Raw genomic sequence first — 25,562 nt, 5'->3', positions numbered from 1 at the left:
CCGCCGCTGAAGCAGTTCTGGAGAAGATGGCGATGGATGGAGTGGACGGAAACATATCGATTGCAGGTCTTTCCGTCCTGCTGCAGGCGGGTAGCCGCGACCCGGTGGAACTGGCAAAGACAACGCTGGAAAGAATAGCCGCCTACCAGGACCAGGCGATTTTCACGGCTTTGCTGGAAGAGCGCGCGCTGGCGGAGGCGAAGGCATCGGGCGAACGCATTCGCTCGGGCCGGTCCCGCGGTCTTCTCGATGGTATTCCGGTCGCATGGAAGGACCTGTTCGACACAAAAGGCACGGTGACGACAGCCGGCTCCGCCGTCTTGGTAGAGGGCGCGCCGGCAAAGGCCGATGCCGATGTCGTCAGGGCGCTCGCCGATGCGGGAATGGTCAGCATCGGCCGAACCAATCTGAGCGAGTTCGCCTTTTCCGGCCTCGGCATCAATCCGCATTACGGCACGGCGCACAACGCGGCGTCCCGCGACGTGCCGCGTATTCCGGGTGGCTCATCGGCGGGTTCCGGGGTGGCGGTGGCCGCGGGGCTGGTACCTGTCGCGATCGGCACGGACACGGGCGGCTCGATCCGCATTCCCGCGGCATTCAACGGTATCGTCGGCTACAAGGCAACGCGCGGCCGTTATTCGATGCAGGGCGTTTTCCCGCTGGCAAAAAGCCTCGATTCGCTCGGGCCGCTCTGCCGCACGGTGCAGGACGCTATCTGGATCGACGCCGCCATGCGTGGCCGCACGGCGCCAGATGTCGGCCGGACGGACTTGCGTGACCTCAAGCTTGTCATACCGGAGACCGTCGTGTTCGACGATGCCGAGGCGGGTGTTGTTGCAGCGTTCGAGGCTGCAATTTCGAGGCTTGAAAGGGCGGGAGTGCGGGTTACGCGCCGAGCCTTCCCGATCTTTGCCGAGATTTTCGAACTTATGGCGCGTCATGGCGCGCTGGTAACCGCCGAGGCCTACGTCTTGCACAAGGAGCGCCTTCAGGGCACGGACGCCGACCGAATGGATCAGCGCGTGGTCGCGCGCACCCGGCTTGGCGAAAAGATCGGCATGGCGGATTATGTCGCGATTATCGAGGGGCGCGAGCGGCTGATCGCAGCGCTGGCCGACAATCTCGAACCGGGCGAACTGATGGCGCATCCGACCCTGCCGCATGAGGCACCGCCGATCGCGCCACTGCTTGCCGATGACGAACTGTTTTTCAAGATCAACGGCAAAACCCTGCGCAACACTTCGATCGGCAATTTCCTCGATGGCTGCGGCGTCTCCATTCCCTGCGGTACGGGTGATGCCGGCATGCCGGTCGGCTTTCTCCTGTCCGGTCAGCGCAACGAGGATGAGCGCCTGTTGTCGGCGGCGCTTTCCGCGGAAGCCATCATCCGCGGTGACGCATGATCGTCTGTTTCGACATTGGCGGCTCGGCCATCAAGGGTGCCGTCGCCCATTCGGTGGAGCGAATAGAACCGCTCGGCCGCCGGCCGACGCCGCTTGACGATTTCAATGCCTTTGCCGAAACGCTTCGCCTGGTGATCGACGAAGCAGGCGGAAAGCAGGATCGTATTGCCATATCGGTCACCGGCGTCGTCGACCCGGAAACCAAGGCGATCAAATGCGCCAATATTCCCTGCATCGACGGGCGCAAGCTTTCTGCCGAGCTCTCCGATATTCTTGGCGTGCCCGTGCTCGTCGCCAATGATGCGGACTGTTTCGCGCTGGCGGAGGCCGGTGCCGGTGCCGGCCACGGCCACCGGATCGTGCTTGGCGTCATTCTCGGCACGGGTGTCGGCGGCGGACTTGTGGTGGACGGCAAGCTGATCAATGAGGATGGCGGTTTCGCCGGCGAATGGGGTCACGGTCCGGCGGTCGCCTCCGTAGCCGGCACACCACCGGTTGCGATCCCGGCCTTCGATTGCGGCTGCGGCCAGCGCGGTTGCGTCGATACCATCGGCGGCGCCCGCGGCATGGAGCGCCTGCACCTGACCCTGCACGGCAAGACACTGACCAGCGAAGAGATCACCACGCTTTGGCAAGCTGGCGACGCCGAGGCGGCGCGGACCATCGATGTACTGGTCGACCTCATCAGTTCGCCATTGGCGCTGACGGTCAACATCACCGGCGCAACGATCGTTCCGGTCGGCGGTGGCCTCGCCAACGTCACGCCATTGATCGCGCGAATCGACAAGGCCGTGCGTGCGCGCATCCTGCGGAAATTCGACCGGCCCCTGGTCGTGCCCGGCGAATGCGGCATTGAGCCGGGCCTGATTGGTGCTGCCATCCTCGGCCTTGGCGGAGAATTCCAATGACGAACATTCTTCTGGAAGTTTGCGTCGAGGACGCAGCGGGTCTCATGGCAGCCGTCGAAGGTGGCGCCGATCGCATCGAACTGTGCTCGGCCCTTTCCGTCGGTGGTCTCACGCCATCGCCGGGTCTGATGGCGCTGGCGGCCAGACTCGATATTCCCGTCTATGCGATGATCCGGCCACGGCCGGGCGACTTCGTGTTCAATGCCGGCGATGTCAGCGTGATGCGCGGCGATATCGAGGCGGCGCGCGCAGCAGGTCTTGCCGGTGTCGTGCTCGGAGCGAGCCGTTCCGATGGAAATCTGGATGTGGCCACATTGCGGCTGCTGGTCGAGCACGCCGCAGGGCTCGGATGCACGCTGCACCGCGCCTTCGATCTGGTGCCGGATTTTGCCGAGGCGGTCGATATCGCTATCGCTCTCGGTTTCGAGCGCATCCTGACATCGGGAGGGGCAAAAAGGGCTCCGGACGGCGTCGATGCGCTGGCATCGATCATGACGGCTGCGAACGGCCGCATCTCGATCATGCCGGGTTCCGGCGTAACGCTGGAGACGATCGAGGGACTTCTGTCTCGCCTTTCCGTGAGCGAGGTCCATTCCTCATGCTCGCTTGATAAGCCGGCTCATGACCTGCGGCTGGTGTCGCTCGGTTTTGTTGCGCCGAGTTTCAGGCGGACGGATGCAGATGTGGTCCGCAAACTGAAGGCGCGGCTGACCGCCGCGCTCTGATTGCCAAAAGCTTAGGCCTGAAATACGCGCTTGCCGCCAATCCAGGTCGAGGCCATCTCCAGCCGGCCCGTCAGCAGCACGAAATCGGCGTCCAGCCCGGGCAGCAACCGGCCCTTGCGGGATGCAATTCCCACGGCGTCGGCGGGATAGGCGGACGCCATGCGGAGCGCCTCGTCGAGCGGCAGGTTCAGCTTTTCATGGGCAAAGCGCACCGATGACAGCATGTCGATATCAGCCCCGGCGAGCGTCCCGTCGGCCAGCGTCAGGCGCCCGTCCTTGCGGAAAATCTCGCGGCCGTTCAGCAGGAAACTGGTCTGGTGGGAGCCGATCGTCGACATGGCGTCGGTGACGATGAAGATCCGCCCCGGGCCGGTCTTGGCACGCAGGGCCACACCCATCGACACCGGATCGACATGGAAACCGTCGGCAATGATCCCCGCATAGAGGCTGCCGATATCAAGCGCCGCGCCAACGACACCGGGCTCGCGGTGGCCGAGCGGGCTCATCGCGTTGAACAGATGGGTGACGGTGCGCGCGCCGACCTGCGCATATTCCGCAACGGTCTTATAGCCCGTATCCGTGTGGCCAAGGCTGACGATGAGGCCGGCGTCCGCCAGCGCCTTCACCTGAGCGGCCGTCGTATTTTCGGGCGCCACCGTGACCATCATCGCATCGAACACACCGGCGCAGGCGAGCATGACATCGAGATCGGCCTGGTCCATCGGCCGGATGAGCGCCGGGTCGTGCGCGCCCTTTCGGGCAACGGAAAGATGCGGTCCCTCCAGATGCAGCCCGAGGAATCCGGGTACGTCTTCGGCCTTTGCTTGCCGGCCGCCCGAGATCGCCCTCGCGCGAACCTCGAACGTATCGGTGATCAGGGTAGGCAACAGGGCCGTCGTGCCGAATTGCGCGTGGGCGGCGCAGATGGTCCGGATGGCATCTGCGTCCTGCCGGTCGTTCAGCATCACGCCGCCGCCGCCGTTGACCTGCAGGTCGATGAAGCCGGGAACGAGCAACTGCCCCCTGGCGTCGATCGTTTCCGTCCCGGCGGGCAGGTCGTTCTCCGGCAAAATGCCGGTGACTGTACCGCCATCCAGCAACAAGGACTGGCCTTCGTGCCAAAGGAGGCCGTCGAAAATCCGGGCGCCGGTGATTGCTGTCCGAGCGGTCATCGTGTTTCCGTTACCTTCTTGAGGGCGACAGGCGCATCCGGATTGAGGCCGCGCGAGCGCGACCAGGACTCGACGAAACCGTAGAAGGGAAGGATCAGCGTCAGCGCGTCGGTGATCGGATGGCCCGTCTCGACAAAGGGCAGCACCTTTGCCGATGTGGCATTGGACGAGGTGACGAAGGCGAGCGCGCCCTTGCTGCTGAGACCGTCAAGGATGCCGGTTACCGAGCCTTCCGCCGCGTCGCGCGCGGCAAGGCCGATGACCGGGAAGCGCTTTTCGACCAGTGCCACCGGTCCATGCAGCACTTCCGCCGCCGAATAGGCCTCGGCGTGCATGCCCGAGGTTTCCTTGAATTTCAGCGCCGCTTCGCTGGCGATGGCAAGCGCTGGCCCGCGGCCGAGCACGAACAGCGATTCCGCATCCCCGAGCTCGTCGGCGAGTGCCTGCCAGTCGAGCTTCACGGCCTTGGCAAATTGGGTCGGCAGGTCGGCGACAGCGCGTTGCAGGGCCTCGTCACCGGTCCATTCGCCGAGGATTGCAAGGCCGGCAACGATCGAGTTGACGTAGGATTTGGTTGCGGCGACGGCGATTTCCGGGCCGGCGAGGATGTCGAGCGGATGGGTGCTGGCTTGAGAAATCGGCGAGGGCAGGGTGTTGGTGAGCGCAATCGTCACGGCACCGGCCTTGGTCGCGGCTTCGGCCATGGCGACGATGTCCGGGCTCTTGCCGGACTGTGAAATGGCGATCGATGCAGCGCCGGAAAGCTGCATTTTCGCGCCATAGATCGAGGCGAGCGACGGGCCGAGCGAGGCAACGGGGCGGCCTGTCGAAAGCTCGATCGCATATTTCAGGAACAGGGCGGCATGGTCTGACGAGCCGCGGGCGATCGTTACCAGGAAGGCAGGGTCCTTTTCGCGCAGCGCTGCGCCGGCCTGCTTGATCGCGATCCGTGACTGGTGGAGAAGGCGGGCCGCCGCTTCGGGAATCTCATCGATTTCGCGCCGCATATTGGTCTGCATGATCATGTCTTTCTTCTTTGGGCTGTACTTACGATTCCGGCAGGGTCAATTCCGCCACGAAGTCGTAGGCGTCACCCCGGTAGAGCGAACGGGTGAATTCCACGACGCGGCCGGAGGCAAGATAGGAAATACGTTCGATCGAAAGGCTCGCCGATCCCACCGGTACGCCAAGCATTGCCGCGTCCGGATCCTTGAGGCTGCAGGCGGAAATCCGCTGCACGGCGCGCACGGGCCGCGACTTGGTCTTGTCGAGCTCGGCATAGAGCGATGTGCCGATCCGGATGGGGTCGGGCAGAAATTCGGCGGAGATGCTCGCCCGCTCGATGGCAAGCGGCATATCATCGGCGATGCGTAGGCGGCCGAGACGGGCGACGAGCGAATCGGCGGCAAGGCCAAGCACCATCATCTCATCCGGCGAGGGGTGGAAGAGCCCGCGCTCGATCCATTGCGCCGTCGTCGTCAGCCCGCGCCGCGCCATGTCTTCCGTAAAGGACGTCAGTCGCGACAGCGACTGCTGGACGCGGCTAACCGGCTTGACCACGAAGGTCCCGGAGCCGTGACGGCGCACCAGAAGGCCATCCTTGACCAGATCGTCCACCGCCTTGCGCACCGTCACCCGGCTGATGTTGGCATAGTCGGCCAGATCGCGTTCGGGCGGCAGCGCATCGCCGTGGTTCAGCTTGCCCGACAGGATCGCCTCTTCCAGCGATTGTCGCAGCTTCAGGTAAAGCGGGCCGGACCCCCCGGCCTGCAAACCTTCCAGTGGCAATATGGCCTCGAGATGTTGGGTCATGCTTTCGCCCTCGCATCAGCGGCAAAGCGTTTGGCGGCGAGTGCAACGGAGCCGGTCAGCGCGTCTGCCTCAGGCTCCACGAACAGCGGCTGGTGCCGCTCGGCGAGCCACGGCCGATAGAGCGGTGCCAGCCCACCGAGCAGGCAAAGCCTGCGGCTTCCGCGGGCCACCACGACATCAAGTGCCTCGTCGATCGTCTGTGCGGCCGCCCGAAGCAACGTCGTTGCCACCGGGTCGCCGCGGCCAGCGAATTCAAAGACCTTTGGCGCAAACCGGCCGAATTCGCCGGGGCGGGCAATGCGGGCGAATTCAACCACGTCGCGCGGATCGGAGTTGAACTCCGCCATCACCGCATCGGTCAGCGGCGAGGACGGGTGAATGTTGTCGAATGCCAGCACGCATTCCTGCAGAAGGGCATGGCCGAGGCGGGCACCGCTGCCGAGATCACCGATCTGAAAACCCCATCCTCCGATATAGCGGATGTCGCTTGCCTGTCGGGCAATGTAGATCGAACCGGTGCCGAGGATGGCGACCGCACCGTCGCTGTCGCCCAATGCGCCCTGCAACGCGATCAACCCGTCCGACTCGATGTCGGCCTTAGCAAAGGGAAGGCGCTCTTTCACATAGTGCACGGCATCGCCGACATTGCTGCCCGCCACACCAAGAAGTGCGCAGGCTGAGCCGATCTCCGAGGGGGCGATGTTCGCCTCCTCGAACGCAGCGTTCGCCGCGCCGACAATGTGGATCAGGGCATTGTCGGGATCGGTCAGAATGTTGGCGGCGCCGCTTTTGCCGCGCCCGAGGATACGCCCGTCAGGCCCCGCTACAGCCGCGCGGCAGCTCGTGCCCCCGCCATCGATTCCCAGAATATAGTTTGGCATGGATACCTCCGGAGAAAATGATACCAAAAAAATACCATTAACCAAGGGGGATTTGGTCTTTAATTGGATTTATCGACTAACATAGCGAAATCACAGGCAAATTTTATGAACGGAAATTTTTCTTCGGCCGGAAGTTAATTTTTCCTAGACAATTGGTATTTTTTTGGCATTAATTTGCAGAGAGGGAGATTGAGCGTATGCCGTCAGCGAAAACCGAACAGCGCCACGACAAGGCGATCGGACTGGATGTCATGCATCCGGCGCTTGCGCTGCGTCTGCTGGCATCCGGCCAGCAGGCCGCGGCGAAGGTCGTCGATGCTGCAATCGAGCCGCTGGCCGCCGCCGCACAGATCGCTGCCGAAACGCTCGCAAGCGGCGGTCGCCTGGCCTATGCCGGTGCCGGCAGCTCGGGCCTGATGGCGATGACCGATGCGCTGGAATTGCCCGGCACCTATGGAATTGCCCATGACAAGATCGTCGTTCTGCTGGCCGGCGGTGCCGCAAGCCTAACCGATCTTGCCGGCGGTTACGAAGACGACATGGATCTGGCGCGCAAGGATGTGCGCGACGCCGGCATCGGCAAGGGCGACTGCCTGATTTCCGTTTCCGCCAGCGGCTCGACGCCCTATGCGCTGGCTGCGGCAGATGAAGCCCGGCAGCGCGGCGCGCTTGTCATCGCCATGGCGAACAATCCCGGCGCCGTGCTCTTTCAGGGTGCCGACGTGGCCATCCTGTTGCAGACGCCGCCCGAGGTGATCTCCGGATCGACCCGCATGGGCGCGGCCACGGCGCAGAAGATCGCCTTCAACATGTTTTCTACCCTTGTCGGCATCCATCTCGGCCATGTCTACGATGGGCACATGGTCAACCTGAAAGCCGACAATGCCAAGCTGCGCGGCCGCGCCGTCCGCATCGTGTCCGACATTGCCGGCATCGGTGCGGCGGAAGCGGGCCGCTATCTCACCACGTCATCGGGTTCGGTAAAGATCGCCATTCTTCTTGCCACTGGGGCAAAGGATGTGGCGGCGGCGCAGGCCGCACTTGCCGAGGCCGGTCAAAACTTGCGCCGCGCCTTGTCGAGCGTCGCGGCACATTGATTCTAAGGGTTCCAAAACCGCGCCAGACCGGCGCATAAAAAAGGGAGAACGTAATGACCCGCACTACCTTGAAAGGCTTGCTGCTTGCGTCCAGCATCCTCGGCTCCGCCGGGCTGGCGCATGCGGAAGACGTCACGCTGACGATCGAAAGCTGGCGCAACGACGACCTGACCATCTGGCAGGAAAAACTGATCCCGGCCTTCGAAGCGAAGAATCCGGGTATCAAAGTGAAATTCGCGCCGACGGCGCCGACCGAATACAACGCCGCGCTGAACGCCAAGCTCGACGCCGGCTCCGCTGGTGACCTTGTCACCTGCCGTCCGTTCGACGTCTCGCTCGAACTCTACAACAAGAAGCACCTCGCCGACCTCACGGGTCTTGCCGGCATGGAGAATTTCTCTCCGGTCGCCAAGTCCGCCTGGACGACGGACGATGGTTCGGCCACGTTCTGCGTGCCGATGGCATCGGTCATCCATGGCTTCATCTACAACAAGGACGCCTTCGACAAGCTCGGCATTGCGATCCCGACGACGGAAGCGGAATTCTTCGCCGCCCTCGACAAGATCAAGGCAGACGGCACCTACATCCCGATGGCCATGGGCACGAAGGATCTCTGGGAAGCCGCGACCATGGGCTACCAGAACATCGGCCCGACCTACTGGAAGGGTGAAGAAGGCCGCGCTGCCCTGATCAAGGGCGAACAGAAGCTGACCGACGCGCCATGGGTCGAGCCCTACAAGGTTCTTGCCAAGTGGAAGGACTATCTCGGCGATGGTTTCGAAGCCCAGACCTATCCGGACAGCCAGAACCTCTTCACGCTTGGCCGCGCCGCCATCTATCCGGCCGGCTCATGGGAAATCGGTCTGTTCAACACCCAGGCCCAATTCAAGATGGGTGCCTTCCCGCCGCCGGTTAAGGCCGCTGGCGACGCTTGCTACATCTCCGACCACACCGACATCGGCGTTGGCCTGAATGCCAAGAGCGCGCATCCGGAAGAAGCCAAGACGTTCCTGAGCTGGGTTGCTTCGCCGGAATTCGCCGACATCTACGCCAACTCGCTGCCGGGCTTCTTCAGCCTGAATTCGACGCCGGTGAAGATGAGCGATCCGCTCGCCCAGGAATTCGTCTCCTGGCGTGAAAAGTGCAAGCCGACCATTCGCTCGACCTACCAGATCCTGGCGCGCGGTACCCCGAGCCTCGAAAACGAGACCTGGGTCGAATCGGCCAACGTGATCAACGGCACCGATACGCCGGAAGTCGCCGCCGAGAAGCTGCAGAAGGGTCTCGACAGCTGGTACAAGCCGGCGAAGTAGGCAACTTACCCTCCCCTCGAGGGGGAGGGTCGGCACGAAGTGCCGGGGTGGGGTGATCTTTTTGCGTGAAGCAATAGTCACCCCCCACCCGCGCGTTCCGCTTTGCCTCCCCCATCAAGGGGGAGGTAAAGCAGGCGCCGGCGCATTGAGCGCAAAATCGTGTAATCTGAAATCACATCCCACCGGCGGCTTCGGCCCGCTGGTCCAGGCATGCGCGGCGGGGACCGGCGGCGCAGCGCCTTGCCGCATTTCGCGGTGATCGACGAAAACGGGTCGGAGCGGCAGAGCCATGAGCAGCGCCATAATGTCTGAGGACAGCATTCAAACACCGGCACGGGCGAAACGCTGGCATATCCTCGTTTTCCTGCTGCCGGCCTTCGTCATCTATTCCGCCGTGATGATCCTGCCGCTGGCGGAAACGCTGCGCCTGTCGCTGTTCAACACCGTTGACGGCCAGTCGACCTTCGTCGGCTTTGCCAATTTCCAGGTGCTGTTCGGCGAAGAGCGCTGGGCGGCGGATTTCTGGCGGGCGCTGAAGAATAACTTCGTTTTCTTCGCCATCCACATGCTGGTCCAGAACCCGCTTGGCATTGCGCTTGCCGCGATGCTGTCGATCCCGAAGCTCAGGCTTGCCACCTTCTATCGTACCGCGATCTTCCTGCCGACGCTTCTGTCCTTCGTCATCGTCGGTTTCATCTGGAAGCTGATCCTGTCGCCGATCTGGGGCATCACGCCATTTTTCATGGATCTGGTCGGCCTGAAATCCTTCTTCGCGCCCTGGCTCGGCAAGCCCGGCTCGGCGCTGATCGCGGTGTCGCTGATTTCCGTCTGGCAGAATATCGGCATCCCGATGATGCTGATCTATGCAGCCCTTCTCAATATCCCGGACGAGGTGATCGAGGCGGCCGAATGCGATGGCGTCACCGGCTGGAGCCAGTTCTGGAAGATCAAGCTGCCGCTGGTGCTGCCGGCGATCGGCATGGTCTCGATCCTTACCTTCGTCGGCAACTTCAACGCCTTCGACCTGATCTATACCGTGCAAGGCGCTCTGGCCGGACCGGACGGATCGACCGATATTCTCGGCACGCTGCTCTATCGCACCTTCTTCGGCTTCCAGCTGCAACTGGGCGACCGCTCGATGGGCGCCACCATCGCCACGGTGATGTTCCTGATCATCCTTGCCGGCGTGTCGCTTTATCTCTTCGGCATCCAGCGGCGTGTCCGCCGCTATCAGTTCTAAGGGAGAGACAAAATGTCAAAAGCACGCATGTCACCCTTGCGTTCCAGCTTCGTACATCTGGCGCTCGCCGGTTACACCGTCATCGCCCTGTTCCCGGTTCTCCTGACGATCGTTAACTCGTTCAAGGACCGGAATGCCATCTTCCGCACGCCACTCACGCCGCCGACGGCAAATACCTTCAGCCTCGTCGGTTATGAGACGGTGCTGAAGCAGGGCGATTTCGTCGGCTATTTCCAGAACAGCCTGATCGTCACCGTCGTTTCGATCTTCTTCGTGCTCCTGTTCGGCGCGATGGCGGCCTTTGCGCTGTCGGAATATCGCTTCAGGGGCAATACGATGATGGGGCTCTATCTCGCCATCGGCATCATGATCCCGATCCGCCTCGGCACGGTGGCAATCCTGCAAGGAATGGTCGCCGCCGGTCTGGTGAACACGCTGACGGCGCTGATCCTCGTCTATACCGCGCAAGGTTTGCCGCTTGCCATCTTCATCCTGTCGGAGTTCATGCGTACCGTCTCGGACGATCTGAAGAATGCCGGGCGCATCGACGGCCTGTCTGAATACGCGATCTTCTTCCGGCTGGTGCTGCCGCTCATCAAGCCGGCCATGGCGACGGTCGCCGTCTTCACGATGATCCCGATCTGGAACGACCTCTGGTTCCCGCTAATCCTCGCCCCCGGTGAAGCCACCAAGACGGTCACACTCGGCTCACAGGTCTTCATCGGCCAGTTCGTCACCAACTGGAACGCGGTTCTTGCCGCCCTGTCGCTGGCGATCTTCCCGGTCCTCATCCTCTACGTCATCTTTTCGCGGCAGCTGATCCGCGGCATTACCGCAGGAGCCGTCAAGTGAGCGCCAAGCCCATCCGCGTACTCGTCGCAGGCCTCGGCAATATGGGCCGCAGCCATGCGCTCGCCTATCATAACAATCCCGGTTTCGAGATCGTCGGTCTGGTCAACCGCTCGAACGTCGATCTTACGCCTGACCTTCAGGGCTATCCGATCTATCCGGGCTTCGAAGACGCGTTGAAAGAGCTGAAGCCCGATCTCTGCTCGATCTGCACCTATTCCGACAGCCATGCCGATTATGCCGTCATGGCGTTCGAAGCCGGTTGTGACGTCTTCGTTGAGAAGCCGCTGGCAACGACTGTCGCCGACGCAGAACGGGTGGTTGCAGCGGCGAAGGCAGCCGGCAAGAAACTCATCGTCGGCTATATTCTGCGTCATCACCCGTCCTGGGTGCGGCTGATCGCCGAGGCCCGCAAACTGGGCGGCCCCTATGTCTTCCGCATGAACCTCAATCAGCAATCGAGCGGCCCGACCTGGGCGACCCACAAGGCGCTGATGGACACCACGTCGCCGATTGTCGATTGCGGCGTGCACTATGTCGATGTCATGTGCCAGATCACCGATGCCAGGGCCGTCGAGGTGCGTGGCATGGGCTTGCGCCTTTCCAACGAGGTCGCGCCGGACATGTACAACTACGGCCACCTGCAGGTGATCTACGAGGATGGTTCGGTCGGCTGGTACGAAGCGGGTTGGGGACCGATGATCTCGGAAACCGCCTTCTTCGTGAAGGATGTGATGTCGCCGAACGGCTCCGTCTCGATCGTCATGGATCCGAACGCCAAATCCGACGATATCGACAAGCACACCAAGACGGCCGTCATTCGTGTCCACAAGGCCGAAACAGGACCCGACGGCAAGTTCGTTCACAAGGACGAAGACCTGAAAATGGATGGCGAGCCGGGGCATCAGGAACTCTGCGATCTCGAGCAGGCCTATGTGCTGAAGGCCATCACCGAAAACATCAATCTCGAACGACACATGGACGACGCCGTCCAGTCGCTGCGCATCTGCCTCGCTGCCGATGAAAGCGTGCGCACCGGCCGTCCCGTTAAACTGTAAAAGAGGGCCTCACGTGGGATCTTTGAACCTGAAATCCATCCGCAAGGCCTTCGGCACCCATGAGGTTCTGAAGGGCATCGATCTCGAAGTGAAGGACGGTGAGTTCGTCATTTTCGTCGGCCCGTCAGGCTGCGGTAAGTCCACGCTCCTGCGGGTCATCGCCGGGCTTGAGGACGCGACCTCCGGCAGCGTCCAGATCGACGGCCTGGAGGTGATCAACACGCCGCCCGCCAAGCGCGGCATCGCCATGGTGTTCCAGTCCTACGCGCTTTATCCGCACCTGACCGTCAAGGACAATATGGGCCTTGGCCTGAAGCAGATGGGCGCACCCAGGGTCGAGGTTGACGCCAAGGTCGGCAAGGCGTCCTCGATGTTGTCGCTGGAGCCTTATCTCGCGCGCCGCCCGGCCGAGCTGTCCGGCGGCCAGCGCCAGCGCGTCGCCATCGGCCGCGCCATCGTGCGCGAGCCGAAGCTTTTCCTGTTCGACGAGCCGCTGTCGAACCTCGATGCCGCGCTGCGCGTCAACACCCGTATCGAAATCGCAAGGCTGCATCGCAGCCTCAAGGCGACGATGATCTATGTGACGCACGACCAGGTCGAGGCCATGACCCTCGCCGACAAGATCGTGGTACTCAATGCCGGCCAGATCGAGCAGGTCGGCTCGCCGATGGAGCTTTACAACAAGCCGGCAAACGTCTTCGTCGCCGGTTTCATCGGCTCGCCGCAGATGAACTTCATCGAGGCGGGCAAGCTCGGTGACACCCAAGCGAAAACCATCGGTATCCGGCCCGAGCACATCATCCTGTCGCGCGAAAGTGGCGACTGGAAGGGCAAGGTCATTCATGTCGAGCACCTCGGTGCCGATACGATTCTCTATCTGGAAACGGAGGTCACCGGCCTTCTGACGGTCCGGCTCTTCGGCGAGCACCGCTACGATGTCGATGATGTTGTCTATGCGACGCCGGATAAGATGGCGATGCATCGCTTCGGCTCGGACGACCGGGTCTTGCGCTGATCTTGAAATCCGATTTTTTACCGAGCGATGACAGAAGTTGTCGCTCGGTAACGTTTTTTTGTGCGCCGCATCATTGGCTTGCGCTCCCGTCGATTTTAACATACATATCTGTTTGTATAATTTGATATGGCTACATTAGCGCCCTGGCGGGTGCGCCGTATCTTACTGATCTTCTTTAACTTCCGGCTGCTGCCGCTTTCCTTTTGACAAGGAGCTGGCCCGCGCCGGGCTTTTGCATGGAACCGACAATGCGGATGAATCGACTGATCCTAACTGCGGCCGTGGCGGGCCTGGCCTTGGTTGCCGGATGCCAGAAACAGGAAGAGCAGGCTGCTTCTTCGTTCCCCCCGTCGCAGGTCGCGGTGGTCACGACGAAGGCCGAAGAACTGCCGATCACCAACGAGCTTCCCGGCCGCATCGCCGCGACCCGCATCGCGGAGGTCCGTCCGCGCGTCACCGGCATCGTCGTCGATCGCGTCTTCCAGCAGGGCTCGATCGTCAAGGAAGGCGAGGTGCTCTACAAGATCGACCCGGCGCCCTTCCAAGTTCAGGTCGACAGCGCCGAGGCGACGCTGGCACGCGCCAAGGCCGTGCAGGTTCAGGCCAGGCAGGCCGCTGACCGTCAGACGCAGTTGCGCAAATCCGGTGCGGCGGCGCTGCAGCAGTACGACGATGCGATCGCGCAACTGGCGCAGGCCGATGCCGACGTCGCGGTTGCTGAAGCCGGTCTTGCGACCGCCAAGCTGAATCTGCAATATGCGAGCGTCACCGCGCCGATCAGCGGCCGAATCGGCCGCGCATTGATTACCGAAGGCGCGCTGGTCAGCGCCAACGGCACGGAAAATCTCGCAACGATCCAGCAGCTCGATCCGGTCTATGCCGACTTCACACAGCCGGCTACCGATCTGATCCGCCTGCGCAAGGCACTGCAGGATGGCCAACTGATAACCGCCAAGAATGAAGCCGCGGTACAGCTGATCCTCGATGACGGCACCCCCTATGACAAGAAGGGCAAGCTGCTCTTCTCGGAAGCCGCCGTCGATGAGACGACCGGTCAGGTGACGCTGCGCGGTGAGTTCCCCAATCCCGAAGGTGATCTGCTGCCGGGCATGTATGTGCGCGTGCAGATCCAGCAGGGTGTCGAAAAGAATGCGATCGCCATCCCCCAGCAGGCTGTCCAGCGCAGCAACAGTGGTCAGTCGCAGGTCTATGTCGTCAATGCCGAGAACAAGGTGGAATTCCGCAACATCATGCTCGGCCGCACCGTCGGCAATCGCTGGATGGTGAGCGACGGCCTGAAAGCCGGCGAAAAGGTGATTGTCGAAGGCTTTCAGAAGATCGGCCCCGGAGCAGAGGTCGTTCCGGCCGAATGGGATCCGAATGGCAAGCCTGCCGGCGAGGCGGCGGCGGCTCAGTCCGCGCAGGCGGAAGCCGGAAAGGCCGATACGGCTGCTGCCGCACCGGCCGAGGGCGAAAAGCCCGCGGTCGAGCAGAAGTGAGGACTGCACGATGCCAAGTTTCTTCATAGACAGGCCGATTTTCGCCTGGGTCGTCGCGATCTTCATCATGGTGGCAGGCGCCATCGCCATCCCGCAGCTTCCCATTTCGCAATATCCCGACGTGGCGCCGCCGCAGATCTCGATCACCGCCACCTATCCCGGCGCATCGTCGCAGGACACATACCAGAGCGTCACGCGCCTCATCGAAGACGAGCTGAATGGCGTCGACGGGCTTCTCTATTTCGAATCCACGTCAAGCGCTCAAGGATCGAGCGAAATCAACGTCACTTTCGAGCCGGGCACCGACCCGGCGCAGGCGGCGGTCGATGTGCAGAACCGCGTGCGCCGCGTCGAAGCGCGGCTGCCCGATAGCGTCAAGCAGCAGGGCGTGCAGGTCGATGAAGCCGGTTCCGGCTTCCTCCTGATCATTGCGCTGACCTCGACCGACGGATCGATGGACGCCATCGGCCTCGGCGACTACCTGAACCGCAACGTGCTGAGTGAAGTCCAGCGCGTCGCGGGCGTCGGCCGTGCCCAGCTGTTTGCCACGCAGCGGTCGATGCGCGTCTGGCTCGATCCGGACAAGATGCTCGGCCTCAACCTGACCGCGGAAGACGTAACGACGGCGATCGGCGCGCAGAATGCCCAGGTCGCGGCCGGCTCGATCGGTGCTCAGCCGAACCCGATCACCCAGCAGATCGCTGCCCCGGTGATCATCAAGGGTCAGTTGTCGTCGCCGGAAGAATTCGGCGCCATTGTTCTGCGCGCCAATCCGGATGGATCGGCCGTGCGCCTGCGCGATGTGGCGCGGCTCGAGGTGGGCGGCGAAAGCTACTCCTTCACCACCCGCCTCAACGGCAAGCCTTCGGCCGCCATCGGCGTGCAGCTTTCGCCGACCGGCAATGCCATGGAGACATCGGCGGCGATCAAGGCGCGCATGGACGAGCTTTCCGCCTATTTCCCGAATGGGCTGGAATATTCGATTCCTTACGACACCTCGCCCTTCGTCAAGGTCTCGATCGAGAAGGTGCTGCATACGCTGCTCGAAGCGGTCGGCCTCGTCTTCCTGGTGATGTTCCTCTTCCTGCAGAACATCCGCTACACGATCATCCCGACGATCGTCGTTCCCGTGGCCCTGCTCGGCACCTGCGCCGTCATGTATTTCATGGGCTTCTCGATCAACGTCTTGACCATGTTCGGCATGGTGCTGGCGATCGGCATTCTCGTCGACGACGCGATCATCGTCGTTGAAAACGTCGAACGCATCATGTCGCAAGAGGGGCTGACGCCGCGCGAGGCGACCCGCAAGGCGATGAAGCAGATCACCGGCGCCGTCATCGGCATCACGCTGGTTCTGGCTTCGGTCTTTATCCCGATGGCCTTCTTCCCGGGCGCGGTCGGCGTCATCTATCGCCAGTTCTCGCTGACGATGGTGGTGTCGATCCTGTTCTCGGCGCTGCTCGCCTTGTCGCTGACGCCGGCACTTTGCGCCAGCTTCCTGAAGCAGGTGCCGAAAGGGCATCATCACGCGAAGACCGGCTTCTTCGGCTGGTTCAATCGCATGTTCGATCGCACCTCGCATCGCTACAGCGGCTCCGTGTCGTGGCTGATCCGCCGTTCAGGCCGCTTCATGATCATCTATCTGGCCGTGCTGGCCGGTCTTGGCTATCTGTTCCTCAAGCTGCCTTCGTCCTTCCTGCCGGATGAGGATCAGGGCTACGTCATCGTCATGATGCAGCTTCCTTCCGAAGCGACAGGGCACCGCACCGATGAGGTCATCCAGCAGACCGAAGACATCTTCAGCAAGGAACAGGGTGTCGATCGTATCGTTGCGATCAACGGCTTCTCCTTCTTCGGCGCCGGCCAGAATGCCGGACTTGCCTTCGTGACGCTCAAGGACTGGGCGGAGCGCGGTCCGGAAAATGCCGCCCAGGCGATTGCTGGCCGCGCCAGCATGGCGATGAGCCAGATCAAGGACGCGATCAGCTTTGCGCTGTCGCCGCCGCCGATCCAGGGTCTCGGCACGACGGGCGGTTTCTCCTTCCGCCTGCAGGATCGTGGTGGTCTCGGCGAGGCAGCCCTTGCACAGGCACGCGACCAACTGCTCGGCCTTGCGGCCCAGAGCAAGATCGTTGCCGGCGTACGCTTCGAAGGCATGCCGGATGCGGCGCAGGCAAATGTGATCATCGATCGCGAGAAGGCCAATACCTTCGGCGTGACCTTCGCCGATATCAACACGACGATCTCCACCAACCTCGGCTCGACTTATGTCAACGACTTCCCGAATGCCGGCCGCATGCAGCGCGTGACGGTGCAGGCGGACGAGAACAAGCGCATGCAGACGGCCGACCTGCTTAATCTCAACGTTCGTAACTCGAGCGGTGGCATGGTGCCGATCTCCTCCTTCGCGACCGTCGAATGGGTGAAGGCGCCGACACAGACGGTGGGCTACAACGGCTATCCGTCGGTGCGCATCAGCGGTGATACCCAGCCCGGTTATTCGTCAGGCGAGGCGATCACCGAGATGCAGAACCTCGTCAAGCAACTCCCGGCCGGCTTCGGTTATGAATGGACCGGCCAGTCGCTGCAGGAAATCCAGTCGGGCACCCAGGCGCCGATCCTGATCGCATTGTCCTGCCTTCTGGTGTTTCTGTGCCTGGCAGCGCTCTATGAAAGCTGGTCGATCCCGGTCTCGGTGATCATGGTGGTGCCGCTCGGCGTTATCGGCGCGGTCCTTGCCGTGACGCTGCGCGACATGCCGAACGACGTCTACTTCAAGGTCGGCCTGATCGCGATCATCGGCCTTTCGGCAAAGAACGCGATCCTGATCATCGAGTTCGCCAAGGAGCAGATGCAGGCAGGCAAGTCACTGCTGGAGGCAACAATCGAGGCATCGCACTTACGCTTCCGGCCGATCCTGATGACGTCGCTTGCCTTCACGCTCGGCGTTCTGCCGCTGGCCATCGCCACGGGCGCAAGCTCGGGCAGCCAGCGCGCCATCGGTACCGGCGTGATGGGCGGCATGATCTCGGCAACGGTTCTCGCCATCTTCTTCGTGCCGATCTTCTTCGTCTTCGTAATGAAGATCTTCGGGCGGGTGAAGGCAAAGCCGGCCGAGCAGGCACAAGAGACAGTAGCGACACCAGGCGAATGAGAGAGGAGGCCCGCCGTCGCGGGCCTTTTCCCTTGAAAGGGCAGACATGCGGAGAACCAAGGCCGAGGCGGAAGAAACGCGCAACAACATCCTCAGTGCGGCGGAGCGGGTTTTTTATGAGAAGGGCGTCTCCAACGCCACGCTTGAGGATGTCGCCAAGGCGGCCGGCGTGACGCGCGGCGCGATCTACTGGCATTTCGCCAACAAGACCGATCTTTTCCTCGAACTCTACAATTCCGTGCAGATGCCACAGGAAGACATGATTGCCCGTGAGATCGAACAGCCCGGATCGGATGTGCTCTGTTATATCGAGAAGGCGGCGGGTGACTGGCTGGACGAACTGGCCGGGGACGAACATCGCCAGCGCATCTTTACCATCCTCCTGCGCTGCGCCTATGGCGAGGACCTCCTGCCGGTTCTCGAAAGACAGCAGGAAGTCGATAACAGGCACGTCGCTTTGCTCGAAGACGCCTTCGCAAAGGCAAGGAGCGAGGGTTATCTCAATGCAAACTGGACGCCGCAATCGGCGACCAAGGTGCTGTGGTGGATGATGAGCGGACTCTGTAGCGAATGGCTGTTGTTCGGCCGCCGCTTCGATCTGGCGGCCGAGGGCAGGGACGGGTTGAAGCGGTTGTTCGCCAGCTTCAGGCGTGTGCCTGCAACCATCGACGTGGCCACTTCAGCCGATCTCCAACCGACGGCCTAGCGGAAAACCACGGTCTTGTGGCCGTTGAGCATCACGCGGTCTTCCAGATGCAGCTTGACGGCGCGGGCAAGCACCCGGCTCTCGATATCGCGGCCTGCGGCAACGAAATCCTCGGCGCTCATGGCATGCGTCACGCGCTCGGTTTCCTGCTCGATGATCGGGCCCTCGTCGAGGTCCGGCGTGACATAGTGGGCGGTCGCGCCGATCAGCTTGACGCCGCGTTCATGTGCCTGATGGTAGGGCTTGGCGCCCTTGAAGCTCGGCAGGAACGAGTGGTGGATGTTGATCGCCTTGCCATAGAGCCGTTTCGACAGGTTGTCGGAAAAGACCTGCATGTAGCGGGCGAGGATCACGAGATCAGCGCCGGTTTCCTGGACGAGTTGCAGTAGCTTCTCTTCCGTCTCCGCCTTGTTTTCCTTGTTCACCGGCCAACAGTAGAACGGAATTCCTTCCAGTTCCGCCGTACGCTGGCTGTCATTGTGATTGGAGACGATCGCCACCGCCTCGGCATTCAGCCAGCCGACGCGGATCTGGTAGATCAGATGCAGCAGCGCGTGATCGAACTTGGAGACGAGGATGAGGATGCGCGGCTTGCGGCCGCCATCGGTGATGCTGACCTTCATGCCGAAACGGTCGATCGGCGCCTTCAAGGCCCGCTCCAGATCGTCCCGCGAGACGCCGACCGGCACCTGGAAGGCAATCCGCATGAAGAACCGGTTCGTCTGCCTGTCCCAGAACTGGTTGCTCTCGGCGATATTGGCGCCGGCGGCGGAAAGCTCCGTCGTCACGGCTGCGACGATACCGGGTTTGTCGTCACAGGACAGGACGAGAATGAAAGTCTGAAACGCCATGATTTCCTCCAAATCGACGTGTGGTCCGGAGGGATCAAAGTGAGTTCCGCCCGGAGGTACACGCCGGTATCGCCGTATAGCCACGGCGGCAACCGTTTCGCGGTGCTGGCAGTTCAGTTTCTGTCATCCTGAGGGGGCGGGCGGGTTGATGGCGGATCTGGTGGCTGAAAATGCAAGAATCGCAGCGAGAGAGCTGCCGGACCATGACAGGATTCTCGCGTGCTTCATCTTGCGCCTAGGGGGCGCTCGATTTGAACTTGTCCATCAGGCAGGGCGGGCGAGCATACGGTCCGTATTTGGCTGCTTCGCCTTCATCAAGGCAGGCGTCGAATGCGAAGGCGCGCCGAAGCCGCGCCCCTGCGACTCGTTCCCCTCAGTGAGCCTCGTCCCAGTTATGCGCGGCGCGGGCATCGACCTTCAGTGGCACCTTCATGTCGAGCGCCGGCATCGCGGCATTCTCCATGACCGAGACGATCAGCGGGATCGAACGTTCGACATCGGCATCCTCGACCTCGAATATCAGTTCGTCATGCACCTGCAGCAGCATGCGCACGCGCTCAGATAGCCCGGCCTTTTCCAGCGCCGGCTCCATCTTGATCATCGCCCGGCGAATGATGTCGGCGGCCGAGCCCTGGATCGGGGCGTTGATCGCCGCGCGCTCGTTGAAGGCGCGGTGCGAGGGATTGGAGGAGCGGATATCCGGATAATGTGCACGGCGGCCGAAGATCGTCTCGACATAGCCGTTCTCGCGGGCAAATGCCTTGGTGCTTTCCATATAGTCGCGGATGCCGGGGAAGCGCTCGAAATATTTCTTGATGTAGTCGCCGGCTTCCGAGCGCTCGATCGACAGCTGGTTGGCAAGGCCGAAGGCCGAGATGCCGTAGATGATGCCGAAATTGATTGCCTTGGCGCGGCGGCGGATTTCGCTTGGCATGCCTTCGACCGGCACGCCGAACATTTCCGACGCCGTCATGGCGTGAATGTCGATGCCATCGGAGAAAGCCTGCTTCAACTGCGGGATTTCGGCGACATGGGCAAGCACCCGCAACTCGATCTGGCTATAGTCGGCCGAAACGAGCTTATGCCCAGGCGTCGAGATGAAGGCCGTGCGGATCTTGCGGCCTTCTGCCGTGCGCACCGGAATGTTCTGCAGGTTGGGATCCGAGGAGGAGAGCCGGCCCGTGGTTGTCGCCGCCAGCGCATAGGACGTGTGCACGCGCTTGGTTTCCGGATGCACGAAGCCGGGAAGCGCATCGGTATAGGTGGATTTGAGCTTGGTCAGCTGCCGCCAGTCGACGATCTTGCGCGGCAGTTCGTGGCCCTCGGCGGCCAAGTCTTCGAGGACAGATGCGGAGGTCGACCATTGGCCAGTCTTGGTCTTCGCCCCGCCGGGCAGGCCGAGGCGCCCGAACAGGATATCGCCGAGCTGTTTCGGCGAGCCGATGTTGAAGCTCTCACCGACAAGGGCGTAGATTTCGTGTTCGAGGCCGGCAGCGCCTTGCGCCAGTTCGCCGGAAAGGCGCGACAGGATCTGCCGGTCGATGGTGATGCCGCGCTCTTCCATTTGCGCTAGCACCGGCACAAGTGGCCGTTCGAGCCGCTCATAGACCGTATTGAGGTTCTTGGCCGCGAGACGGGGCTTCAGCACCTGCCACAGCCGCAGCGTCACATCGGCGTCTTCCGCGGCATAGGCTGTTGCCTTGTCGATATCGACATAGTCGAAGCCGCGCGCGGACTTGCCGCTGCCTGCGACGTCCTTGTACGGGATTGGCTGATGGCCGAGCCATTTTTCCGACAGCGAATCCATTCCGTGAGCACCGGCGCCCGCGTCGGCCACATAGGACATCAGCATCGTATCGTCGAAACTGGCAACGCTGATGCCGTGCCGCTTCATCACGAGGTAGTCGTATTTCAGGTTTTGCGCCACCTTGAGGATAGACGGGTCCTCGAGCAGATCCTTCAGCCGGTCGAGCGCCTCGCGCGCGGGGACCTGGTTGTCGGCCAGCTTCAGCCCATCGCTGAAAAGGTCGTGGCCGCCGGTCTTGTGGATCAGCGGCACATAGGCGGCGCGGATGTCGGTGCCGGTCGGGCTCTTGCTATTGTCGGCGATCGCCAGCGAGAAGCCGACAAGCTCTGCCTGCATGGCGTCGAGCGACGTCGTCTCGGTGTCGAAGGCAACAATGCCGGTCTCGCGCGCCATGGCAATCCAGGTATCGAGCGTCGCGATATCGCGGATCGTCACATAGGCGCTGCGGTCGATCTTTGCCGCGGCAAAGGCTTGCGCGCGTAACTGCGCGAGGTTTTGCGGTGTTGCAGCCGGTGGCTCCACTGTGTTGACGGCAGCAAAAGTGGTGGCAGCTTCGGTGGCGCTGCCGAGCGCCGGCGATGTTGCCGAGGACAGCTCGGACGGCGGCGGTGGCGGCGAAAGTTCGCCCTTGTCGAGATCGGGTCCATGGGCTGCCGCACCCCATTCGACCGGCACGGTTGCGGTATCCACTGCATCCGCATCGGTCTCGGTCGCGGCGGCGACGCGGCGGGTCAGCGAGGTGAATTCCATCGCTTTCAGGAAGGCAATGAGCTTTGGCCCGTCCTGTGTATGAAGTTCGAAGTTCTCAAGCGCAACGTCGATCGGCGTGTCGGTTTTCAGCGTTACCAGCTGACGCGACAGCCGGGCAAGCTCGGCATTGGCGAGGATGTTTTCGCGGCGTTTCTGCTGCTTGATCTCGCCGGCGCGAGCAAGCAGCGTTTCGAGATCGCCGAACTCCTCCAGAAGCTGCGCCGCCGTCTTCGGGCCGATGCCGGGGATGCCTGGCACGTTGTCGGTCGAATCACCGGTCATCGCCTGCAGATCGATCATCTTTTCCGGCGGTACACCCCACTTCTCGATCACTTCCGGTATCGAGATCTGCTTGTCCTTCATGCTGTCGTACATCGACACATTGGAGGTGACGAGCTGCATCAGGTCCTTGTCGGACGAGATGATCGTCACGTCCGCGCCCGCAGCCTCCGCCATCCGCGCGTAAGTGGCGATCAGGTCGTCGGCCTCGAAGCCTTCCTTCTCGATGCAGGGCAGGTTGAAGGCGCGCGTCGCATGGCGGATCAGCCCGAATTGCGGGATCAGGTCTTCCGGCGGTGCGGTGCGGTTCGCCTTGTACTGGTCGTAGAGCGCGTTGCGGAAGGTTTTCGAGGAATAGTCGAAAATCACCGCGAAATGGGTTGGCGTCACCCCGACGGAGGTATCGCGCGCATCGGTCAGGAGCTTCCACAGCATGTTGCAGAATCCCGAAACGGCATTGACCGGCAGGCCATCCGATTTGCGGTTGAGCGGCGGGATGGCGTGGAACGCCCGGAAAATGAATCCGGAGCCGTCGACGAGGAAGAGATGATCACCTTTTTTCATGGCGACAAGGGATAACGCGGGGCGCGGTGGGCGTCCATATTTCATTCCGAAGCAACGCGGAATTTTATCACTTGGAAAAAATGAGGGCCCTCACGGCAGCGTTACCATTTTGTAATGTCACCTGCGCCCCTGAGTCCTTGAAAAGCCACATTTGAAACCACAAATCATATCCAGCGGCAACTGAACACGCCGCCGTCTGGCAAAAGGCCTGTCCCCCGCCGAAGCCAGATTGTTAGGACAAAGGCCTATCCCCCCTCTCCGGGCCTTTGTCCGAATTATGACAAGACCGCCGTGGCCCCGCCTCCGCCATGGCGGTTTTTGTTTGTGTATCGGAGCCATCACATCCATGTAAAAAGGCGGCTCGCCGGAGTTCATCGCCTGCAATGTAACTTGTGTTCCAGCTTGGTGAGAGGTACCCATATTCATGGCCTTCGACCGCATGGATTCTGCGACATACCTGGCTAGCCTCCTGGCAAAAAGTTTCTCCCGCGCCTTGCAGGAGAGGGGCCAGAAGCTCGGCTTCGCGCCCGGCCAGTTTCCCGTTCTTCTGGAACTTTGGAGCGAAGAGGGCCTCACCCAGAAGCAGCTTCTCGATCGCCTCGACATAGAGCAGGCGACGATGGCCAATACTTTGGCCCGGATGGAGCGCGACGGCCTGATCCTTCGCAAGAAACATCCGACCGACAAACGCGCCCAGCAGATTTTCCTGACAGACAAGGCGCGGGCGATGGAAGCGGAAGCGAAGCAGGCCGCAATGGCGGCGGACCAATCGCTTTTCTCCGGCTTTCGGCACTTCGAGCGGGAACTGATGCTGGAATATATGCGTATGGCGATCGCCAACGGCGTGCGCAGTTGAGAAAATCGCCCCTGCCAGCGGCCATGATCGAATGATCAAAATATTTTGCTTAAAGCTGCTGCGATCTTTGTCTAGGTTCCGCCGCACAACAAGGATTCGGACATGACAGACACGGCCAGCATTCTCACCCGCGCGGATGAAAACCTCCCCAAGAGTCTGGACAGGCTTTTCGATCTGGTGCGAATCCAGTCGATCTCCACCGATCCGGCCTACAAGGCGGAGTGCCGAAAGGCCGCAGAATGGCTGGTCACTGAGCTGAACGGCCTCGGTTTTGAAGCCTCGGTGCGCGATACACCCGGTCATCCGATGGTGGTCGCCCACCATGCGGCCGGCAAGGAGGGCGCGCCGCATGTGCTGTTCTACGGCCATTATGACGTACAGCCGGTCGATCCGCTCAATCTCTGGGACACGGCGCCCTTCGAGCCGTCGATCAAGGAACTGGACGGTGGCCGCAAGGTCATCACCGGCCGTGGGACGGCCGACGACAAGGGCCAGTTGATGACCTTCGTCGAAGCCTGCCGCGCCTATAAGGAAATCAACGGCACGCTGCCCTGCGCAGTCACGATCCTGTTGGAAGGTGAGGAAGAATCCGGCTCACCTTCGCTGAAGCCGTTCCTGGAAGCCAATGCCGCCGAGCTGAAGGCAGATTATGCGCTGGTCTGCGATACCAGCATGTGGGACCGCGATACGCCGGCAATTTCTGCCGGTCTGCGCGGCCTGGTCGGCGAGGAGATCGTCATCACCGCTGCCGACCGTGACCTGCATTCGGGTTTATTCGGCGGCGCTGCGGCCAATCCGATCCATATCCTCGCCAATATTCTCGCTGGCCTTCACGACGAGACCGGCCGCGTCACGCTCGACGGTTTCTACGAGGGCGTCGAGGAAACGCCGTCACAGATCAAGGCGGCCTGGGAAACGCTGGGCATGTCGACGGAGAAATTCCTCGGCGAGATCGGCCTTGCCATTCCCTCCGGCGAAAAGGGCCGCTCGGTGATGGAACTGACCTGGGCCCGGCCGACGGCGGAAGTGAACGGCATCTGGGGCGGTTATACCGGCGAGGGCTTCAAGACCGTGATCGCCGCCCAGGCGTCCGCCAAGGTTTCGTTCCGCCTTGTCGGCGCACAGAATCCCGACAAGATCCGCTCTGCCTTCCGCGCCTATGTCGCGTCGAAAATCCCGGCGGATTGCTCGGTCGAATTCCACAAGCATGGCGGCTCGCCGGCAATCCAGCTTCCCTATGATTCGTCTCTACTCAACACGGCGAAATCTGCCCTGTCCGACGAATGGCCGAAACCTGCCGTGCTGATCGGCATGGGCGGGTCGATCCCGATCGTTGGTGATTTCCAGAAGATGCTCGGGATGGAATCGCTGCTGGTCGGTTTTGGCCTCTCGGACGACCGCATCCACTCGCCGAATGAGAAATACGAACTGCAGTCCTTCCACAAGGGCATTCGCTCGTGGATCCGGATTCTCGCCGCCCTCGCCGCCTGATACATGTCGCCCAACGTGCCGCGGCGTCGACGCGGCAGGTTGCAAGGCAGACTGTTAACGGTTAGCACCCTTGACCGGATTGGCCGGGGGTGTTCTCATCGCCAGGATGATATTGTGCGTGCAGCCCCCAAG

General features: G+C 62.0%; 20 protein-coding genes. 14 read left to right on the top strand and 6 right to left on the bottom strand.

What is annotated here, in order from left to right:
- The first annotated feature begins 32 nt into the window (after positions 1-32).
- Genes ACSQ3F_RS05870 through ACSQ3F_RS05860 form a run of 3 tightly spaced genes read left to right on the top strand, consistent with a single transcriptional unit; the run spans position 33 to position 3,036 of the window.
- On the top strand, positions 33-1,403 hold the full coding sequence (locus tag ACSQ3F_RS05870; protein WP_436099363.1) for an amidase: 1,371 nt from the start codon (positions 33-35) through the stop codon (positions 1,401-1,403).
- Positions 1,400-2,311, top strand: coding sequence for an ROK family protein (locus tag ACSQ3F_RS05865; RefSeq protein WP_436099362.1), 912 nt, complete (start codon positions 1,400-1,402; stop codon positions 2,309-2,311). Before ACSQ3F_RS05870 ends, ACSQ3F_RS05865 begins: the two co-directional genes overlap by 4 nt.
- Positions 2,308-3,036: a copper homeostasis protein CutC gene (locus ACSQ3F_RS05860; protein ID WP_436099361.1), complete on the top strand. Its 729-nt coding sequence runs from the start codon at positions 2,308-2,310 to the stop codon at positions 3,034-3,036. The genes ACSQ3F_RS05865 and ACSQ3F_RS05860 overlap by 4 nt, the downstream gene beginning before the upstream one ends.
- 11 nt (positions 3,037-3,047) lie before the next feature.
- Here the strand turns inward: ACSQ3F_RS05860 and nagA are convergent, their stop codons facing one another.
- Genes nagA through ACSQ3F_RS05840 form a run of 4 tightly spaced genes read right to left on the bottom strand, consistent with a single transcriptional unit; the run spans position 3,048 to position 6,901 of the window.
- Positions 3,048-4,208 carry an N-acetylglucosamine-6-phosphate deacetylase gene (gene nagA, locus ACSQ3F_RS05855; protein WP_436099360.1) on the bottom strand — a complete coding sequence of 387 codons (1,161 nt, stop codon included), beginning with the start codon at positions 4,206-4,208 and terminating at the stop codon, positions 3,048-3,050.
- Positions 4,205-5,227 carry an SIS domain-containing protein gene (locus ACSQ3F_RS05850; RefSeq protein WP_436102050.1) on the bottom strand — a complete coding sequence of 341 codons (1,023 nt, stop codon included), beginning with the start codon at positions 5,225-5,227 and terminating at the stop codon, positions 4,205-4,207. The genes nagA and ACSQ3F_RS05850 overlap by 4 nt, the downstream gene beginning before the upstream one ends.
- Positions 5,228-5,255: 28 nt before the next feature.
- Positions 5,256-6,020, bottom strand: coding sequence for a GntR family transcriptional regulator (locus tag ACSQ3F_RS05845; protein ID WP_436099359.1), 765 nt, complete (start codon positions 6,018-6,020; stop codon positions 5,256-5,258).
- Positions 6,017-6,901 (bottom strand): BadF/BadG/BcrA/BcrD ATPase family protein, encoded by an 885-nt coding sequence (locus ACSQ3F_RS05840; protein ID WP_436099358.1) that lies wholly within the window; start codon positions 6,899-6,901, stop codon positions 6,017-6,019. Before ACSQ3F_RS05840 ends, ACSQ3F_RS05845 begins: the two co-directional genes overlap by 4 nt.
- A 197-nt stretch (positions 6,902-7,098) precedes the next feature.
- Between ACSQ3F_RS05840 and ACSQ3F_RS05835 the strand changes: the two genes are divergently transcribed.
- The 9 genes from ACSQ3F_RS05835 to ACSQ3F_RS05795 all read left to right on the top strand — a co-directional run bounded on the left by ACSQ3F_RS05835 (position 7,099) and on the right by ACSQ3F_RS05795 (position 18,832).
- Positions 7,099-7,998, top strand: coding sequence for an N-acetylmuramic acid 6-phosphate etherase (locus ACSQ3F_RS05835; protein ID WP_436099357.1), 900 nt, complete (start codon positions 7,099-7,101; stop codon positions 7,996-7,998).
- Positions 7,999-8,051: 53 nt separating this feature from the next.
- A complete protein-coding gene (locus tag ACSQ3F_RS05830; RefSeq protein ID WP_436099356.1) occupies positions 8,052-9,311 on the top strand; it encodes an ABC transporter substrate-binding protein in 1,260 nt (419 codons plus the stop codon).
- 289 nt (positions 9,312-9,600) lie between these two features.
- Positions 9,601-10,551: a carbohydrate ABC transporter permease gene (locus ACSQ3F_RS05825; protein ID WP_436099355.1), complete on the top strand. Its 951-nt coding sequence runs from the start codon at positions 9,601-9,603 to the stop codon at positions 10,549-10,551.
- 12 nt (positions 10,552-10,563) lie between these two features.
- The gene (locus ACSQ3F_RS05820) at positions 10,564-11,403 is read left to right on the top strand and encodes a carbohydrate ABC transporter permease (RefSeq protein WP_436099354.1); all 840 of its coding nucleotides are present in this window, start codon (positions 10,564-10,566) and stop codon (positions 11,401-11,403) included.
- Entirely contained in the window at positions 11,400-12,458 is a 1,059-nt protein-coding gene (locus ACSQ3F_RS05815) for a Gfo/Idh/MocA family protein (RefSeq protein WP_436099353.1), read from the top strand. The genes ACSQ3F_RS05820 and ACSQ3F_RS05815 overlap by 4 nt, the downstream gene beginning before the upstream one ends.
- Positions 12,459-12,471: 13 nt before the next feature.
- Entirely contained in the window at positions 12,472-13,473 is a 1,002-nt protein-coding gene (locus tag ACSQ3F_RS05810) for an ABC transporter ATP-binding protein (RefSeq protein ID WP_436099352.1), read from the top strand.
- Between the two features lie 236 nt (positions 13,474-13,709).
- A complete protein-coding gene (locus ACSQ3F_RS05805; RefSeq protein ID WP_436099351.1) occupies positions 13,710-14,972 on the top strand; it encodes an efflux RND transporter periplasmic adaptor subunit in 1,263 nt (420 codons plus the stop codon).
- Positions 14,973-14,982: 10 nt separating this feature from the next.
- Positions 14,983-18,126: a multidrug efflux RND transporter permease subunit gene (locus tag ACSQ3F_RS05800; protein ID WP_436099350.1), complete on the top strand. Its 3,144-nt coding sequence runs from the start codon at positions 14,983-14,985 to the stop codon at positions 18,124-18,126.
- A gap of 46 nt (positions 18,127-18,172) precedes the next feature.
- Positions 18,173-18,832, top strand: a complete 660-nt coding sequence (locus ACSQ3F_RS05795; protein WP_436099349.1) for a TetR family transcriptional regulator — start codon at positions 18,173-18,175, stop codon at positions 18,830-18,832.
- Here ACSQ3F_RS05795 and purU read toward each other — a convergent pair.
- Both purU and polA read right to left on the bottom strand, forming a co-directional pair.
- Positions 18,829-19,683 carry a formyltetrahydrofolate deformylase gene (purU, locus tag ACSQ3F_RS05790; protein WP_436099348.1) on the bottom strand — a complete coding sequence of 285 codons (855 nt, stop codon included), beginning with the start codon at positions 19,681-19,683 and terminating at the stop codon, positions 18,829-18,831. The two genes, ACSQ3F_RS05795 and purU, sit on opposite strands and share 4 nt — an antisense overlap.
- Positions 19,684-20,056: 373 nt before the next feature.
- On the bottom strand, positions 20,057-23,083 hold the full coding sequence (gene polA / locus ACSQ3F_RS05785; RefSeq protein WP_436099347.1) for a DNA polymerase I: 3,027 nt from the start codon (positions 23,081-23,083) through the stop codon (positions 20,057-20,059).
- A gap of 424 nt (positions 23,084-23,507) precedes the next feature.
- Between polA and ACSQ3F_RS05780 the strand changes: the two genes are divergently transcribed.
- Both ACSQ3F_RS05780 and ACSQ3F_RS05775 read left to right on the top strand, forming a co-directional pair.
- Positions 23,508-23,939, top strand: a complete 432-nt coding sequence (locus ACSQ3F_RS05780) for a MarR family winged helix-turn-helix transcriptional regulator (RefSeq protein ID WP_436099346.1) — start codon at positions 23,508-23,510, stop codon at positions 23,937-23,939.
- Positions 23,940-24,041: 102 nt separating this feature from the next.
- Positions 24,042-25,430, top strand: coding sequence for a dipeptidase (locus ACSQ3F_RS05775; RefSeq protein WP_436099345.1), 1,389 nt, complete (start codon positions 24,042-24,044; stop codon positions 25,428-25,430).
- The last annotated feature ends 132 nt before the right edge of the window (positions 25,431-25,562 follow it).

This window comes from Pararhizobium sp. LjRoot238 (assembly GCF_964252955.1).
Taxonomy (GTDB): domain Bacteria; phylum Pseudomonadota; class Alphaproteobacteria; order Rhizobiales; family Rhizobiaceae; genus Pararhizobium.
Note: the sequence above shows the minus strand (reverse complement) of the source record. Positions and strands in the feature narration are given on the sequence as shown.

Excerpts from the sequence above, each read along its gene's own strand:
- ACSQ3F_RS05870 (WP_436099363.1), top strand. The coding sequence starts at position 33 with ATGGATGGAGTGGACGGAAACATATCGATTGCAGGTCTTTCCGTCCTG.
- ACSQ3F_RS05865 (WP_436099362.1), top strand. The coding sequence starts at position 1,400 with ATGATCGTCTGTTTCGACATTGGCGGCTCGGCCATCAAGGGTGCCGTC.
- ACSQ3F_RS05860 (WP_436099361.1), top strand. The coding sequence starts at position 2,308 with ATGACGAACATTCTTCTGGAAGTTTGCGTCGAGGACGCAGCGGGTCTC.
- nagA (WP_436099360.1), bottom strand. The coding sequence starts at position 4,208 with ATGACCGCTCGGACAGCAATCACCGGCGCCCGGATTTTCGACGGCCTC.
- ACSQ3F_RS05850 (WP_436102050.1), bottom strand. The coding sequence starts at position 5,227 with ATGCAGACCAATATGCGGCGCGAAATCGATGAGATTCCCGAAGCGGCG.
- ACSQ3F_RS05845 (WP_436099359.1), bottom strand. The coding sequence starts at position 6,020 with ATGACCCAACATCTCGAGGCCATATTGCCACTGGAAGGTTTGCAGGCC.
- ACSQ3F_RS05840 (WP_436099358.1), bottom strand. The coding sequence starts at position 6,901 with ATGCCAAACTATATTCTGGGAATCGATGGCGGGGGCACGAGCTGCCGC.
- ACSQ3F_RS05835 (WP_436099357.1), top strand. The coding sequence starts at position 7,099 with ATGCCGTCAGCGAAAACCGAACAGCGCCACGACAAGGCGATCGGACTG.
- ACSQ3F_RS05830 (WP_436099356.1), top strand. The coding sequence starts at position 8,052 with ATGACCCGCACTACCTTGAAAGGCTTGCTGCTTGCGTCCAGCATCCTC.
- ACSQ3F_RS05825 (WP_436099355.1), top strand. The coding sequence starts at position 9,601 with ATGAGCAGCGCCATAATGTCTGAGGACAGCATTCAAACACCGGCACGG.
- ACSQ3F_RS05820 (WP_436099354.1), top strand. The coding sequence starts at position 10,564 with ATGTCAAAAGCACGCATGTCACCCTTGCGTTCCAGCTTCGTACATCTG.
- ACSQ3F_RS05805 (WP_436099351.1), top strand. The coding sequence starts at position 13,710 with ATGGAACCGACAATGCGGATGAATCGACTGATCCTAACTGCGGCCGTG.
- ACSQ3F_RS05800 (WP_436099350.1), top strand. The coding sequence starts at position 14,983 with ATGCCAAGTTTCTTCATAGACAGGCCGATTTTCGCCTGGGTCGTCGCG.
- ACSQ3F_RS05795 (WP_436099349.1), top strand. The coding sequence starts at position 18,173 with ATGCGGAGAACCAAGGCCGAGGCGGAAGAAACGCGCAACAACATCCTC.
- purU (WP_436099348.1), bottom strand. The coding sequence starts at position 19,683 with ATGGCGTTTCAGACTTTCATTCTCGTCCTGTCCTGTGACGACAAACCC.
- polA (WP_436099347.1), bottom strand. The coding sequence starts at position 23,083 with ATGAAAAAAGGTGATCATCTCTTCCTCGTCGACGGCTCCGGATTCATT.
- ACSQ3F_RS05780 (WP_436099346.1), top strand. The coding sequence starts at position 23,508 with ATGGCCTTCGACCGCATGGATTCTGCGACATACCTGGCTAGCCTCCTG.
- ACSQ3F_RS05775 (WP_436099345.1), top strand. The coding sequence starts at position 24,042 with ATGACAGACACGGCCAGCATTCTCACCCGCGCGGATGAAAACCTCCCC.